Source organism: Mesorhizobium bavaricum (assembly GCF_056781655.1).
Genome location: NZ_CM165566.1, coordinates 3,860,280 through 3,875,021, shown reverse-complemented (window position 1 = coordinate 3,875,021; position 14,742 = coordinate 3,860,280). Strand labels below are relative to the sequence as shown.

The following is a 14,742-nucleotide window of genomic DNA, read 5'->3' as shown; positions in this document are numbered from 1 at the left end:
ATGTCCAATCACCGGAACCCATTGCCGGGAACCGGAGAAGGATAGCCTATGATTCGATTTGTGCTGGCTTTGCTTCTGCTCGCCGTCCCGGCCGCGGCCCATGCAACGGACGCCGGCTGGGCGCTGTTGAGCGACGGCGGCCATGTCGTGCTGCTGCGTCATGCCATGGTCACCGGCACCACCGATCCGGCCAATTTCGACATCGACAGCTGCGCCACCCAGGTCAACCTGTCGGCGCGCGGCAAGCAGCAGGCGAGCAAGATCGGCGCCCTGTTTGCCGCTCGTGCAGCGCCCATCGAGCGCGTGCTGTCCAGCCGCTATTGTCGTTGCCTCGACACCGCACGCATCGCTTTCGAGGCCGAGCCGGAGCTCTTCGCGCCGCTCGACCTGTTGAAGGGCGACGAAACGCAGAAGGCGGCACAGATCGCGGCAATCATGAAGGAAATCCGCGCCTACTCCGGCTCCGACAATCTGGTCATGGTCACGCATCTGGAGGACATCTTGGCGCTGACCGGCGTTTCGCCGCGCGAAGGCGAAGCCGTGGTTGTCGAGCCGCAGGGCGACGGCCTGCGTGTGCTCGGCCGCGTAACGTTCTGACCTCGGCAGTGTTGCCGAAATGCCACCACTGTAAGAAGCCGCAAATTGACCACGACAATGCCGCTTGCGACAACCCGTCGCAGGGGCTATAGGCGCGCACCCGGTCACGAAAACCGAAGTGAGCACAACGGTTGGAGCTTTCGTCTCCGCCCGTGCAGGCGGCTTTGACCGCCCTGTATACGGCGCCGCTTTGGGGATTGGGATCGCGGGTGTAGCTCAATTGGGAGAGCGCCGGACTTGGTCCGGAGGTTGTGGGTTCGAGTCCCGTCATCTGCACAACGGATAGCTCAGTTGGGAAGAGCATCAGACTGTTAATCTGACTGTCGAAGGTTCGAATCCTTCTCCATTGGCCTGATAAGCCAGCACCCTGCCACGGTGTTATCTGAAAAACGGTCCGGGGACTGGAATGCTGAAGATCTGACGGACGGCCCAAGCCTTCGGGCGCGAGCCATCCTGAAAGTCTGACGCCATCGGCTCGCGGCCAGGCCCGCGGTGATGGTCAAGGCGCAGCGTCGCCGGCAAGGGAGGCCAAGGCCTCCGGCGTCCGCTTCGCTGCCCCGCGATCCGCTCCCGAAGGCCCGCCACGGATTGATGCCACCAGTCCCCGGATCATTCGTGCCCGGACATGACGCAAGAGACGATGTGAAACGAGAAACGAAGGGAAGATCGACGCATGACTTGACGCCTCGCATGGGGCCATGCCCGACAGGAGTAAGACAATGACCATTCTCGACAAGGTTCTTGGACGCGAGCGCGTCCTCGTTAGGGAAAACGAACGTGCCCTCACCCTCTACAAGGGTGAGATCAAGGCTGTCCTGCTGCCGGGCGAGCATTGGCTCGCCAACCGGCGCGGAAGCCTCGAGGTGTCGCGGCACGATCTGAAGAACCCGGAATTCGTTTCTGCATACGAGAAGGCGTTGTTCGACAAGCTCCCGGATGTGGCCGCGCGTCATTTCACCGTCGTTCGCACAGGGCGCACGGACGTCGCCGTCATCGAGCGTGACGGCAACCTGCACGCCGTTGTGGCGCCGGATCGCAAGCTGGTGCTGTGGACGGATGCCGGTCCGTGGAAGGTGACGGTGATCGACACCTCGGCCGACCTCGCCATCGATGCGGCGGTCATGCGCCGGCTCGGCCAGGCCCGGAAGGCGGATTTGATGTCCGTCCATCCGGTCGTCGACGGCCAGGCAGGACTGCTGTTCATCGACGGTGTCCTGGTCAGGACGCTGACGGCGGGCGTGCATGGCTTCTGGAACGTCGGACGCATGGTGCAGATCAAGGTCGTCGACCTCAAGCGCCAGTCGCTCGATGTCGCCGGGCAGGAAGTGTTGACCAAGGATCACGTCACGATCCGCGTCAACATCGCCGCCGAATACCGGGTTGTCGATCCGGTCAAGGCGGTGAGCACCGTGAAGGACTTCTCCGAGGCCCTCTACCGCGCCCTGCAGTATGCCTTCCGCAAGACGCTGAGCGCGCTGACGCTCGACCAGATCCTTGAAAAGAAGGTGACGGTCGACGAGGAGGCCGCGACCAAGGTCCGCGCCGATATGGCCGAGATCGGGGTGGAGGTCAGCGATATCGCCCTCAAGGATGTCATCCTGCCGGGCGAGATGCGCGAGATCCTCAACCAGGTGGTGTCGGCCGAAAAGCAGGCCGAGGCCAACATCATCCGCCGCCGCGAGGAGACGAACGCCACGCGTTCGCTGCTCAACACGGCCCGGGTGATGGCGGAGAACCCGGTGATGCTACGGCTGAAGGAGCTCGAAGCTCTGGAAACCATCGCTGGCAAGGTCGAGCGACTGACCGTCCACAACGGAACGGGCGGACTGCTCAACGACCTCGTCAAGCTCCGCGACAGCTGAGCTGACGTAACGTCAAAGGGAAGGGCCGCCGGGTCAACCGGCGGCCCTTCTTGCGTTTCTTGAGCACCCTACCCATCTGCCCCCGGCGTATCAGGCCTTTTCCTGTCGGGAAAAACCGATTAGACAGCGCCCAAACACATGCGGACAGATTCCGCCCGCAACCGAAGGAAAAGCCCCTTGTCCACCACGTTCGACAAAGTCGCCAAGATCATTGCCGACACCAGCGAGATCGATATCGACACCATCACGCCCGAGAGCCACACGATAGACGATCTCGGCATCGATAGCCTCGACTTCCTCGACATCGTCTTCGCCATCGACAAGGAATTCGGCATCAAGGTGCCACTGGAAAAGTGGACCCAGGAGGTCAATGACGGCAAGGCTTCGACCGACGATTACTTCGTCATGAAGAACCTGTGCGCCAAGATCGACGCGCTGGTCGCCGCCAAGAACGCCTGACGTCAGTTGAGCGCGCGACCTTGACGCGCTCTGCCGCCTGACCCACAAAGCCGCTCATGAGCAGCCCCCGCGACGTCGTCATCACAGGTATCGGCCTTGTCTCCTCGCTGGGAGAGGGTCCGGATGCCCACTGGCAGAAGCTTGCCCAGCCGGGCCTGCAGCCGGTGCTCGAAGCGGCGCGCTTTGCGCCCTACACCGTCCATCCGCTGCCGGAGATCGACTGGAACCTGCAGATCGCCAAGCGCGGCGACCAGCGGCAGATGGAAACCTGGCAGCGGCTCGGCACCTATGCTGCCGGCCTGGCGCTGGACGACGCCGGCATCAAGGGCAATGACGAGCTCTGCACGACCATGGACATGGTTGTGGCCGCCGGTGGCGGCGAGCGCGACGAAGCGGTCGACGCCGCCATTCTCGCCGCTTCGGAAAGCCGCAACGACCGCGACGTGCTGCTCAATGAGAAGCTGACCACCGAATTGCGGCCGACGCTGTTCCTGGCCCAGCTTTCCAATCTGCTCGCCGGCAACATCTCCATCGTCCACAAGGTGACCGGCTCGTCGCGAACCTTCATGGGTGAGGAAGGTGCGGGCGTCTCCGCCGTCGAGACGGCCGCCGCGCGCATCCGCTCCGGCCAGTCGACGCACATCCTGGTCGGCGGCGCCTTCCAGACCGAACATTCCGACATGCTGCTCGGCTATGAGCTTGCCGGCTATCTGCATCGCGGCCCGTGGAAGCCCGTCTGGCAAAGACAGGGTGCCGAGGGCGGCGGCGTTGTGTCGGGCTCCGGTGGCGCCTTCCTGGTGCTGGAGCAGCGCGAACACGCGACAAGTCGGGGCCGGAAAATCTATGCCGAGCTCGGCCCGGTCGTCTCCGGCCGCGCCAGGCGGTCACGGGGGGAACTCGATACCGAGATCGCCGCACTGCTCAGCCAAGCGGCATTGCCGAACGGCAAACTGCTTGCCCTGTCGGGCGCATCGGGCGCGCATGCCGCAACCAATGCCGAGAAAGCAGCACTCGATGCCAATCCGGCGATCGCCTCGCGCGGCTTCTCGACACTGACCGGGCATATGAAGGAAGCGCAGTTTCCGTTCGCCGTGGCGCTGGCCGCACTCGCCGTCGACCGCAAGGCCGCCTACCCTGTTTTTGATGCCGCAGCCGAAAAGCCGTTCGAAGGCGTTCCAGCAAGTGTCCTTGCAACGGCGATTGGCTATCACCAATTCGAGGGCATGGCGCTGGTCAACGTCGCCTGAGGCGGCGCTGCGCAATCCATGTTGTAACGATAAGAGGTCGAGGGCTCCCGGATGGCCAATCTGAACGATCACATGGGCAGGCCAATCGTCGCCGTCACCGGCATCGGCGTGGTGACGTCGCTTGGCGTCGGCAAGGCCGACAATTGGGCGGCGCTGACTTCCGGCAAATCGGGCATCCACCCGATCACCCGCTTTCCGGTCGACCATCTCAACACCCGCATCTCCGGCACCGTCGACTTCCTGGCGTCGAGTTCGAAAGGTGCCAGCCCCCTCACCTATGAGCTTGCCGAAACCGCCGCGCACGAGGCCGTGGCCGAAGCCGGTCTCAATTCCGGCGACTTTGGTGGTCCCCTGTTCCTGGCTTCGCCACCGGTCGAACTCGACTGGCACGAACGCTTCTCGCTCTATAATTCCGACAAACTGGATGCCGGCGCCGAAAGGCTGCTGCGGGTGGCGCGCGGGCTGAAGGCGACAGATATTTTCGAGACCACCCAGTTCGGTTCGATCGCCGACCGGCTCGCCGACCGCTTGGGCACGCGCGGCCTGCCGATCACGCTGTCGACCGCTTGCGCCTCCGGCGCAACCGCCATCCAGCTCGGCGTCGAGGCGATCCGCCGCGGCGAATGCGACCGGGCGCTGTCGATCGGCGCCGACGGTTCGGCGACCGCCGAGGCACTGATCCGTTTCTCGCTGCTGTCGGCACTATCGACCCACAACGACATTCCGGAAAAGGCATCAAAACCCTTCTCCAAGGACCGCGACGGCTTCGTGCTGGCCGAGGGTTCGGGCGCTCTCGTGCTGGAATCGCTCGAAGCCGCGCTGGCGCGCGGCGCCACTGTTCTCGGCATCCTGCGTGGTTGCGGCGAGAAGGCCGACGATTTCCACCGCACCCGCTCCAAGCCCGACGGTTCACCGGCGATCGCCGCGGTTCGTGCCGCCCTTGCCGATGCCGGCCTGAGCAAAGACGAGATCGACTACGTCAACGCCCATGGCACCTCGACGCCGGAAAACGACAAGATGGAACATCTGTCGCTGTCGACGGTGTTCGGCGAGCGGATCGGCTCGATGCCGGTCTCGTCGAACAAATCGATGATCGGCCACACGCTGTCGGCGGCCGGCGCCGTCGAGGCGGCGTTCTCGCTGATGACGATGCGCGAAAGCGTCATTCCGCCGACCATCAACTACGACAATCCGGACCCGGCGATCGTACTCGACGTGGTGCCGAACAAGAAGCGTAACGCCGAGGTTCGCACAGTTCTGTCGAACTCCTTCGGCTTCGGTGGCCAGAACACTTGCCTTGTCATGGCGCGGGAACCGGTCTAAGCGACCTTTTTCCGCCAATCAGAACTGACAGGCTCCATGCGCGCACTGCAACTTATCGAGGACCGCCGTCTTGAGACGGTGGACCTGCCGCTTCCACCACCGCCGGCACTCGGCGAAGTCACGCTGCGCATCAAGGCAGTCGCCTTGAACCACATCGATGTCTGGGGCTGGCGCGGCATGGCCTTCGCCAAGCGCAAGCTTCCGCTGGTCGTCGGCGCCGAGGCCTCAGGCGAGGTCGAGGCGGTCGGTCCCGGCGTTTCCAGCCTGCTGCCTGGGCAATTGGTGTCGATCTACGGCGCGCGCACCTGCGGCTTGTGCCGTGCCTGCCGCGAAGGCCGCGACAATCTCTGCGAACATGTTTCGGGCGTTCACGGCTTCCATCTCGACGGCTTCGCGCAGGAGAAGATCAACCTGCCGGCCCGCCTGCTGGTCCCCGCCCCGCCCGGCGTGACCGATATCGGTGCAGCGGTGGCACCCGTCACCTTCGGCACCGTCGAGCATATGCTGTTCGACAATGCCCGACTGCAGCCCGGCGAGACCATTCTTGTCCATGCCGGCGGCTCCGGCATCGGCTCGGCGGCCATCCAGCTGGCGAAGCGGATGGGCTGCACGATCATCACCACGGTCGGTTCGAACGACAAGATCGACAAGGCCAAGGCGCTCGGCGCCGACCACGTCATCAACTATCGAGACGACCGTTTCGAAGGCGTCGTGCGCAAGCTGACCAAGAAGAAGGGCGTCGATGTCGTATTCGAACATGTCGGCGCCGACACTTTTGCCGGCTCGATGCTGTGCCTGAAGCGCGGCGGCCGTCTGGTGACCTGCGGCTCCACCTCGGGCGTGTCGACGCAGATCAATTTGATGCAGCTGTTCCAGCAGCAGTTGAAACTGCTCGGCTCCTTCGGCTGCCGTATGGAGAACATGGCCAACGCCATGCAGAAAATGGCGGCGGGACAGGTCGCACCGGTCATCGACACCGAAGTCGGCTTCGACGAGATCGATGCCGCGCTGAAGCGCATGGAAAGCCGCGACGTGTTCGGCAAGATCATCCTGCGCGTCGGCTAGGGCCCTGACCTCAGTGTTCAAGAAGTTTCGCCGGGATCTCAAATTTCGCTATGGCAGGCAGCTGCGCCAGTTGAACTACTGGCTGGTTGCGCGCGCGGCGATGATGATCATCTCGATCCTGCGCCTGCTGCCGGCCGACAGGGCACTGAATTTCGCCGACCGCGTCGCACGCCGTATCGGCCCCTGGGTGGGGCGCCATCAGGTCGCCGTCGACAATCTGCGCAAGGCCTATCCGGAAAAGAGCGAAGCCGAGATCCAGGCCATCGCTTCCGACATGTGGGGCAACATGGCTCGCCTCGCCGCAGAATACATCTTCCTCGACGCCCTGTTCGACTACGATCCCGCAGCCACCAGCCCGGGACGCGTCGAGGTCCAGGGGATAGAGCATTTTGTCGAGATCGCCGCCGAAAACCAGCCGCATATCGTCTTCACCGGCCATCTCGGCAATTTTGAATTGTTGCCGGTGGCCGCCGCCACCTTCGGCATGAACATCACGGCACTGTTTCGTCCGCCCAACAACCCCTACCTCGCCGACTACATCCTTTCGACGCGCCGCTCGACCATGGGATCGCTGCTGCCATCGATGGCCGGCGCTTCGTTTGCATTGGCGGGGGTCCTGGAGAATGGCGGCAACATCGGCATCCTTGTCGACCAGAAATTCTCCAACGGCCTGGAGACGACATTCTTTGGCCGCCCCTGCCAGAGCAATCGGGTGCTGGGCACCCTTGCCCGTCACTACGACTGCGACGTCTATCCGGCGCGCTGCGTCAGGCTGCCGGGTAACCGCTTCCGGCTCGAGATCGAGGACAAGTTGACCTTGCCGCGTACCGCCGACGGCAGCGTCGATGTCCACGCCACCACCCAGCTTCTCGCCGACGTGGTCGAACGCTGGGTGCGCGAAGACCCCGGCCAGTGGATGTGGTTCCACAAAAGATGGGAGATCGGCGGCGGGCGGAGAAAGCGGCCCCCACAGCCGGCTTCGATTGCAAGCACCTGAGCCGATCCGCCGGCGGGAAAGCGAGTTCCGCGCCAGCCGACAATACTACGGCAAGCGAAACCGGGCTTCAGTTCGTCACCACAATCCGCGTGTTGCCGAAACCCACTTCCCGCACCATCGAATAGAAGGTTGCGGCATTGGCCGTGTGCAGCCGCACGCAGCCATGCGATGCCGGGCGGCCGAGCTGCCTGACGGCGCCCGTTCCATGGATGGCATAGCCGCCATGGAAGAACACGGAATAAGGCATCGGCGACATATGGTATTTGCGCGAATACCACATCCGGGCGGTACGCTGCGGACGATAGGTACCGCGCGGCGTGAAATAGCCGGGTCGCGCGGTGGACACGCTCCACCGGTAAACCGAAAAGCCATATCTGACCGTCATCGTCTGTGACGATACGTCTATGTTTGCAACGAGGCTGGCTGCCCAGCCCTGCCCCGCAGCACCGAACAGCATCGCGACAAACACGGCTGCCATGAGAACTGTCTTTTTCATGCGATCAAACCCCTTTGATTGCCCTTTACTTGCCTGCCATCACGTTGTTTTTCATCTTTTTAATGGCTGGTGACCGGGATAACACACACTCCTTGACCAATTCGCCAATGCGATGCAGCGAATTTGAACGATTTCCCGCGATAGTTGCCGCAACGACACGCCGCACGGATCTCATCACCAGCGGGCTTGCAAAACCGTTGATATCGCTGCTCAACTTGTCGCATGAACGAGCGACTCCTCAAGGCAATCGATGACCGGCGCGACGATGTCGTCGCGCTGACCGCAGACCTGATCCGTTTTCCCACCATCAACCCACCCGGCGAGGCCTACAGGCCATGCGCCGAGTTTCTCGGTGCGCGGCTGAAGAAGAGCGGCTTCGAGACCGAATTCATCCGCGCCGAAGGCACGCCCGGCGACACCGATCGCTACCCGCGCGTCAATGTCGTCGCCCGCTTCGACGGGCGGTCGCCCGGCGCCTGCGTCCACTTCAACTCGCATATAGACGTTGTCGAAGCCGGCGACGGCTGGACCGTCGACCCCTTTGCCGGGGTCGTCAGGGACGGCAAGGTCTACGGCCGCGGTGCCTGCGACATGAAGGGCGGCCTGGCTGCCTCGGTCATTGCCGCAGAAGCTTTCATGGAGGTGTTTCCCGACTTTCCCGGCGCCATCGAGATATCGGGCACTGTCGACGAGGAGTCCGGCGGCTTCGGCGGCGTCGCCCATCTGGCCAGGCTCGGCTATTTCTCGAAACCCAGGGTCGACCACGTCATCATTCCCGAGCCGCTGAACAAGGATCGCATCTGCCTTGGTCATCGCGGCGTCTGGTGGGCCGAGATCGAAACCAGGGGCGAGATCGCGCACGGCTCGATGCCGTTCCTTGGCGACAATGCCGTACGCCATATGGGCGCCGTGCTGCAGGCCTTTGAGGACGAGCTGTTCCCGGCGCTCGACCGCAAGATGACGCGCATGCCGGTCGTGCCAGAAGGCGCAAGGCGCTCGACCATGAACATCAACTCCATCCATGGTGGCCAGACCGAGGATTTCCGGCCCGGCCTGCCTTCGCCCAACGTGCCCGATTCCTGCCGGCTGACCATCGACCGCCGCTTCCTGCTCGAGGAGGATCTCGACACGGTCAAGGGTGAAGTGACCGGCATTCTCGACCGGCTGAGGCGCGAGCGGAAAAAATTCGACTACGAGATCCGCGACCTGATGGAAGTGCTGCCGCTGATGACGGAGCGCGACGCACCCGTGGTCAAGGCGGTGGCGCAAGGCATCATGGCAATCTTCGACCGCGAACCGGACTATGTCATTTCACCCGGCACCTACGACCAGAAGCACATTGCCCGCATCGGCCACATCTATGATTGCATCGCCTATGGCCCGGGCATCCTCGACCTCGCCCACCGGCCGGACGAATGGGTCGGGATCTCGGACATGATCGAATCGGCCAAGGTGATGGCGATCGGGCTCAACGTACTGTTGCGCGGCACAGCCGCAGGATAGCCGCGCATCGCGACAAGCTTCGACCTGCCTATGGCACTGCAACGGCAAAAACATTCCCAGCCATCCAGCCGGGCAGAACGAAACGCAATTTACTCCGTGGCAAAATCACGCTTCTATCGCCCGGGTTTGAGCACGTGTCTGAAACGCATGGGAGTTGCATGATGAGATTGTGGAAAACCATTCTGGCCGCTGCGGTGCTGTCGCTGGCCGCCGGAACCGCGGCATTCGCCTCGCGAACCGATCTCGTCATCGGCATTCCGCTCGAACCGCCGCACCTCGATCCGACCGCCGGTGCCGCCGCGGCGATCGACGAGGTTCTCTACGCCAATGTGTTCGAGGGCCTGACCCGCATCGGACCGAATGGCGAGGTGCTCCCGGATCTGGCTGAAAGCTGGACCATTTCCGATGACGGCAAGGTCTACACCTTCAAGCTTCACACCGGTGTCAAATTCCATGACGGCACCGATTTCGATGCCAGCGACGTGAAATTCTCGCTGGATCGCGCGCGCGCCGATAACTCGGTCAATGCGCAGAAGGGTCTGTTCGCGGCGATCGACAAGGTCGACGTCGTCGATCCGGCGACGGTCAAGGTAACGCTGAAGAACCCGCAAGGCTCCTTCCTCTACAATATGGGCTGGGGCGACGCGGTGATCGTGGCGCCGGAATCGGCCGACACCAACAAGGAGAAGCCGATCGGCACCGGCCCGTTCAAATTCCAGAGCTGGGCCAAGGGATCGTCGATCACGCTGGTCAAATCGGACAATTACTGGGGCACGCCGGCGTTCCTCGACAAGGCCGAGTTCCGCATCGTTCCCGATGCCGCGGCCTATGTGCCGGCACTGCTCTCGGGCGACATCCAGGCTTTCCCGTTCTTCGATGCCGACAGCGTCGCGCAGGTCAAGGACGATCCGCGCTTCAAAGTGGTGATCGGCGCAACCGAAGGTGAAACCCTCCTGTCGATCAACAACAAGAAGCCTCCCTTCGACAAATTGCAGGTCAGGCAAGCGATCTCCTACGCGCTCGACCGCAAGGCGATCATCGACGGTGCCTCGGCGGGCCTCGGCCAGCCGATCGGCTCGCACATGTCGCCGGCCAACAAGGACTATGTCGACCTCACCGGCCGCTATCCGCATGACGTTGCCAAGGCCAAGGAACTGCTGAAGGAGGCAGGCCTCGAGAACGGCTTCAAGGCAACGCTGAAGCTGCCGCCACCCTCTTACGCGCGGCTCGGCGGCGAGATCATCGCCTCGGAGCTTCGCGACGTCGGCATCGATCTCGAGATCGTCCCGGTCGAATGGGCGCAGTGGCTGGATCAGGTGTTCACCAAGAAGGACTACGACCTGACCATCGTCTCGCATACCGAGCCCAACGACATCGATATCTATTCGCGCAAGGATTATTACTTCAACTACGACAATCCGGCCTTCGACAAGGTGATTGCCGATTTGAACCTCACCTCCGACGAAGCCAAGCGCAAGGAACTGCTTGGGCAGGCGCAGAAGATCCTGGCCGATGATGCCGTGGTCGGCTTTCTCTTCGAACTGCCCAAGGTCGGCGTCTGGGACGCCAAGCTGCAGGGGCTGTGGGAAAACGCGCCGATCCAGGCCAATGACCTGACAAAGGTGAAGTGGAGCGAGTGAGGCTGTTGGCCAAAAGGCGACGCTTGCGCTCCTTCGCGTCCCCCTCGGAGGGGGGCGCCGCAGAACGATACCGTAGCCCGATCTTTGGGACCGGGAACGTAGCTGTTCTTTCACCTCCATGACCGCCTATCTCCTCAAGCGCCTTGCCATTGCGCTCGCCACGCTGGTGCTGGCCTCCATGGTGGTATTCGCCGTGCTGGAGATCCTTCCCGGCGATCCGGCGCGGCTGATGCTGGGCATGAACGCCAGTGCCGACCAGGTCGAGCTGCTGCGCAACCAGATGGGTCTCAACGCGCCGCTGCCTTGGCGCTATCTGCACTGGGCCGGCGGCTTGCTCAGCCTCGATTTCGGCCGCTCCTACACCTATTCGGTACCGGTCATCGATCTGGTGCGCGAAAGGCTTGCCGTCTCGCTGCCGTTGGCGCTGATCGCGCTGGCGCTCTCGACCCTCATCGCCATCCCGGTCGGCCTGTTTTCCGCCAGCCGGCGCGGACGCGCGGGCGACACGGTGGCGATGGGCGCCGCACAGCTTGGCGTCGCCGTTCCCAATTTCTGGTTCGCGCTGATGCTGATCTATGTCTTCGCCGTGTGGCTGCGGCTGGTCCCGGCCGGCGGCTTTCCCGGCTGGAGCGCCGGCGTCTGGCCGGCGCTGAAATCGCTGCTGCTGCCGGCAGTGGCGCTTGCCTTGCCGCAAGCGGCGATCCTGGCACGCGTTACCCGCTCGGCGCTGATCGAGGTGCTCAACCAGGACTATATCCGCACCGCCCGCGCCAAGGGCCTGCCCTATCGCGCCGTGTTGTGGCGGCACGCGCTGCGCAACGCCATGATCCCGGTGCTGACCATCCTTGGCCTGCAATTCGCCTTCCTGCTTGCCGGCACCATCATCATCGAGAATGTCTTCTACCTGCCCGGCCTCGGCCGGCTGGTGTTCCAGGCGATCACCCAGCGCGACCTGATCGTCGTCGAAAGCGTCGTCATGCTGCTGGTTGCCGCCGTCATAGCCGTCAACCTCCTCGTCGATCTTTCCTATGCGATCGTCGATCCGCGCTTGAGCGGCCGGCAATGACGCTGCACATCGACATCCCCGAGGAGACGTTCAGCAGCATCCTGGCCAAGGCGTTCAGGAACACCGCCTTCGTTACCGGTTTCGTCATCACCTTGCTGATCCTGGCGATGGCGATCGTCTCCTATGGCTGGACGCCCTACGATGTCACGAAACTCGTGATATCCGACAAGACGCAAGCGCCCTCGCTGGCGCACTGGTTCGGCACCGACCATTTCGGCCGTGACATCCTGTCGATGGTCATGGTCGGCGCCCGCAATTCGATTGCCGTGGCGCTGGTCGCGGTCGGCATCGGCATGGGTGTCGGCGTCCCGCTCGGCGCCTTTGCCGCGGCCCGCGGCGGCCTCGTCGACGAGGCGCTGATGCGGCTGAACGACCTCGTCTTCGCCTTCCCTGCGCTGCTGTCGGCGATCATGATCACCGCCATCTTCGGGCCGGGCGCCGTCAATGCCATCATCGCCATCGGCATCTTCAACATTCCGGTCTTCGCGCGCGTCGCCCGAGCCGGCGCGCTGGCGATCTGGCCGCGCGAGTTCATTCTTGCCGCGCGCGCCGCCGGCAAGAGCAGCACGCAGATCAGCATCGAACATGTGCTGCCCAACATCGCTACGCTGCTCCTGGTACAAGGCACCATCCAGTTCGCGCTCGGCATCCTGGCCGAAGCCGGGCTTTCCTATCTGGGCCTGGGCGCCCAGCCGCCAATGCCGAGTTGGGGCCGCATGCTGTTCGACGCGCAGACCCGCATGGTGGTGGCGCCATGGATGGCGATCTTTCCCGGCATGGCGATCGTGGTCACCGTGCTTGGGCTCAACCTCCTGGGCGACGGCATCGCCGACATCCTCGACCCGAAATCGCGGCGGCAGCGATGAGCCTGCTCGACATCGAGAACCTGTCGCTGACCATCGGCGACACGCCAATTCTGAGCGGTATCGACCTTTCCGTCGCGCCCGGCGAAGTGATGGGCCTGGTCGGTGAGTCCGGCTCGGGCAAGTCGATGACCGCGCTGACGATGATGCAGCTTCTGCCTTGGGCCGCGCGTGCCACCGGGCGCGTCACCTTCGACGGCATCGACATCCTTGCGGCTACCGAGGACCAGATGTGCGCGCTGCGCGGCGACGACATCGGCATGGTGTTCCAGGAGCCGATGACGGCGCTCAATCCGGTCAAGACCATCGGCGAACAGGTCGCCGAAGGCATACGCTGGCACACCAAAGCAAGCCGCGCCGACGCCGAGGAGCGGGCGCGAAAAATGCTCGATCGCGTCGGCCTGCCCTCGGCGAAATTCCCGCTGTCGCGCTATCCGCACGAACTGTCGGGCGGCCAGCGCCAGCGTGTCGTCATCGCCATCGCCTGTGCGCTGAAACCCAAACTGCTGATCGCCGACGAGCCGACCACGGCGCTCGACGTGGTGCTGCAGGCACAGATCCTCGACCTGTTGCGCGACCTCGTCGCGGGGAGCCGCATGGGCCTGCTCCTGATCTCGCACGACCTCGGGGTGGTAACCGAGATGGCCGACCGCATCACCATTCTGCGTCGTGGCGAGGTGATGGAAGCCGGAGACACGGCACGCACGCTGTCGCAACAACTCCACCCCTACACGCGCCAGTTGGCGCAAGCCTCGATGCATGTGCCGGCACGGGCAAGACCGCATGGCGTCGGATCGGGCCAACCCTTGCTTCAGGTCGAGGGCGTGACCCGCGACTATCCCGCCCGGCGCACCTCGCTGTTCAGGCGAGCAGCCTCGATTCGTGCCGTGGACGACGTATCACTGTCGATGGCGCCGGGCCAGTCAGTGGCGCTGGTCGGCCGCTCCGGCTGCGGCAAGTCAACGCTCGCGCGCATCATCCTGGCGCTGGACCGACCAAGCTCAGGCACGATCCGGTTTCGCGGCGAGACCATCACCGGCAAGAACGAAGCGGAACTGAAGCCTGCCAGACGCGATATGCAGGTTGTCTTCCAGGACCCCTATGGCTCCTTCGACCCGCGCCAGAAGGTTGAAAAACTGGTCGCCGAACCCCTGCATGTGCTGGACAAGAAGCCGACGCGCGCCGAGCGCCGCGAGATGGTGGCGGACGCGCTGCACGAAGTCGGCCTCGACCAGCGCGACATGGACAAATATCCGCACGAATTTTCAGGTGGCCAGCGCCAGCGCCTGTCGATCGCCCGCGCCATCATCACGCGCCCCAAGCTCCTCGTCGCCGACGAGCCGGTCTCGGCGCTCGACGTTTCGATCCGCGCCCAGATCCTCGACCTGTTCGCAGAGCTCAACCAGAAACTCGGCATCGCTTATCTCTTCATCACCCACGACCTGACCGTCGCCCGCGCCATCACGGACGAGGTGCTAGTCATGCATGACGGCAAGATCGTCGAGCGCGGCAACACGAACGAGGTGCTGGATCACCCGCAATCCGAAGCAGCCAAGGCGCTGGTCACCGCCGCTCCCGATTTGCACCGGGCGATTGCTCGACGAATGCAGGAGCAGGGTTAGCC

Annotated in this window: 14 protein-coding genes and 2 tRNA genes; 14 read left to right on the top strand and 2 right to left on the bottom strand. The window is 63.6% G+C overall.

Translation table 11 applies throughout. From position 1 onward, the window contains the following. Nucleotides 1-48 precede the first annotated feature (48 nt). From AC1RZR_RS18990 to AC1RZR_RS18950, 9 genes are all read left to right on the top strand, one after another. Nucleotides 49-597: a histidine phosphatase family protein gene (locus AC1RZR_RS18990; RefSeq protein ID WP_477271957.1), complete on the top strand. Its 549-nt coding sequence runs from the start codon at nt 49-51 to the stop codon at nt 595-597. 205 nt (nt 598-802) lie between these two features. Further along, nucleotides 803-873, top strand: a tRNA-Gln gene (locus AC1RZR_RS18985). After that, a tRNA-Asn gene (locus tag AC1RZR_RS18980) sits at nt 874-947 on the top strand. It abuts the tRNA gene before it with no gap. A gap of 369 nt (nt 948-1,316) precedes the next feature. Beyond that, the gene (locus AC1RZR_RS18975) at nt 1,317-2,459 is read left to right on the top strand and encodes a slipin family protein (protein ID WP_477271959.1); all 1,143 of its coding nucleotides are present in this window, start codon (nt 1,317-1,319) and stop codon (nt 2,457-2,459) included. A gap of 177 nt (nt 2,460-2,636) precedes the next feature. Next, entirely contained in the window at nt 2,637-2,918 is a 282-nt protein-coding gene (locus tag AC1RZR_RS18970) for an acyl carrier protein (RefSeq protein ID WP_006335407.1), read from the top strand. A gap of 56 nt (nt 2,919-2,974) precedes the next feature. Further along, nucleotides 2,975-4,165, top strand: coding sequence for a beta-ketoacyl-ACP synthase (locus AC1RZR_RS18965; protein WP_477271962.1), 1,191 nt, complete (start codon nt 2,975-2,977; stop codon nt 4,163-4,165). A 51-nt stretch (nt 4,166-4,216) separates the two neighbouring features. Beyond that, nucleotides 4,217-5,488, top strand: a complete 1,272-nt coding sequence (locus tag AC1RZR_RS18960; protein ID WP_477271964.1) for a beta-ketoacyl-ACP synthase — start codon at nt 4,217-4,219, stop codon at nt 5,486-5,488. A gap of 36 nt (nt 5,489-5,524) precedes the next feature. Then, on the top strand, nt 5,525-6,553 hold the full coding sequence (locus tag AC1RZR_RS18955; protein WP_481825580.1) for a zinc-binding dehydrogenase: 1,029 nt from the start codon (nt 5,525-5,527) through the stop codon (nt 6,551-6,553). Nucleotides 6,554-6,566: 13 nt separating this feature from the next. Further along, the gene (locus AC1RZR_RS18950; RefSeq protein WP_481825579.1) at nt 6,567-7,550 is read left to right on the top strand and encodes a lipid A biosynthesis lauroyl acyltransferase; all 984 of its coding nucleotides are present in this window, start codon (nt 6,567-6,569) and stop codon (nt 7,548-7,550) included. A 67-nt stretch (nt 7,551-7,617) separates the two neighbouring features. Here AC1RZR_RS18950 and AC1RZR_RS18945 read toward each other — a convergent pair whose 3' ends face one another. Together AC1RZR_RS18945 and AC1RZR_RS18940 are read right to left on the bottom strand one after the other, a co-directional pair. Further along, a complete protein-coding gene (locus AC1RZR_RS18945; RefSeq protein WP_477271970.1) occupies nt 7,618-8,046 on the bottom strand; it encodes a L,D-transpeptidase in 429 nt (142 codons plus the stop codon). A 25-nt stretch (nt 8,047-8,071) separates the two neighbouring features. After that, the gene (locus AC1RZR_RS18940; protein WP_481825578.1) at nt 8,072-8,260 is read right to left on the bottom strand and encodes a hypothetical protein; all 189 of its coding nucleotides are present in this window, start codon (nt 8,258-8,260) and stop codon (nt 8,072-8,074) included. Between the two features lie 8 nt (nt 8,261-8,268). Between AC1RZR_RS18940 and AC1RZR_RS18935 the strand changes: the two genes are divergently transcribed. The 5 genes from AC1RZR_RS18935 (at nt 8,269) to AC1RZR_RS18915 (ending at nt 14,740) form a co-directional block, all read left to right on the top strand. Continuing rightward, on the top strand, nt 8,269-9,549 hold the full coding sequence (locus AC1RZR_RS18935; RefSeq protein WP_481825577.1) for an acetylornithine deacetylase/succinyl-diaminopimelate desuccinylase family protein: 1,281 nt from the start codon (nt 8,269-8,271) through the stop codon (nt 9,547-9,549). A 161-nt stretch (nt 9,550-9,710) separates the two neighbouring features. Next, entirely contained in the window at nt 9,711-11,189 is a 1,479-nt protein-coding gene (locus AC1RZR_RS18930) for an ABC transporter substrate-binding protein (protein ID WP_481825576.1), read from the top strand. A 118-nt stretch (nt 11,190-11,307) separates the two neighbouring features. Continuing rightward, nucleotides 11,308-12,255, top strand: coding sequence for an ABC transporter permease (locus tag AC1RZR_RS18925; protein ID WP_481825575.1), 948 nt, complete (start codon nt 11,308-11,310; stop codon nt 12,253-12,255). Beyond that, nucleotides 12,252-13,121 (top strand): ABC transporter permease, encoded by an 870-nt coding sequence (locus tag AC1RZR_RS18920; protein WP_477271978.1) that lies wholly within the window; start codon nt 12,252-12,254, stop codon nt 13,119-13,121. The genes AC1RZR_RS18925 and AC1RZR_RS18920 overlap by 4 nt, the downstream gene beginning before the upstream one ends. Further along, nucleotides 13,118-14,740 carry an ABC transporter ATP-binding protein gene (locus AC1RZR_RS18915; protein WP_481825574.1) on the top strand — a complete coding sequence of 541 codons (1,623 nt, stop codon included), beginning with the start codon at nt 13,118-13,120 and terminating at the stop codon, nt 14,738-14,740. Before AC1RZR_RS18920 ends, AC1RZR_RS18915 begins: the two co-directional genes overlap by 4 nt. Nucleotides 14,741-14,742 lie beyond the last annotated feature (2 nt).

Bases quoted from the DNA above. Each gene is read 5' to 3' on its own strand.
- AC1RZR_RS18925 (WP_481825575.1), top strand. From the start codon at position 11,308: ATGACCGCCTATCTCCTCAAGCGCCTTGCCATTGCGCTCGCCACGCTG.
- AC1RZR_RS18920 (WP_477271978.1), top strand. From the start codon at position 12,252: ATGACGCTGCACATCGACATCCCCGAGGAGACGTTCAGCAGCATCCTG.
- AC1RZR_RS18955 (WP_481825580.1), top strand. From the start codon at position 5,525: ATGCGCGCACTGCAACTTATCGAGGACCGCCGTCTTGAGACGGTGGAC.
- AC1RZR_RS18965 (WP_477271962.1), top strand. From the start codon at position 2,975: ATGAGCAGCCCCCGCGACGTCGTCATCACAGGTATCGGCCTTGTCTCC.
- AC1RZR_RS18935 (WP_481825577.1), top strand. From the start codon at position 8,269: ATGAACGAGCGACTCCTCAAGGCAATCGATGACCGGCGCGACGATGTC.
- AC1RZR_RS18945 (WP_477271970.1), bottom strand. From the start codon at position 8,046: ATGAAAAAGACAGTTCTCATGGCAGCCGTGTTTGTCGCGATGCTGTTC.
- AC1RZR_RS18990 (WP_477271957.1), top strand. From the start codon at position 49: ATGATTCGATTTGTGCTGGCTTTGCTTCTGCTCGCCGTCCCGGCCGCG.
- AC1RZR_RS18930 (WP_481825576.1), top strand. From the start codon at position 9,711: ATGAGATTGTGGAAAACCATTCTGGCCGCTGCGGTGCTGTCGCTGGCC.
- AC1RZR_RS18915 (WP_481825574.1), top strand. From the start codon at position 13,118: ATGAGCCTGCTCGACATCGAGAACCTGTCGCTGACCATCGGCGACACG.
- AC1RZR_RS18960 (WP_477271964.1), top strand. From the start codon at position 4,217: ATGGCCAATCTGAACGATCACATGGGCAGGCCAATCGTCGCCGTCACC.
- AC1RZR_RS18975 (WP_477271959.1), top strand. From the start codon at position 1,317: ATGACCATTCTCGACAAGGTTCTTGGACGCGAGCGCGTCCTCGTTAGG.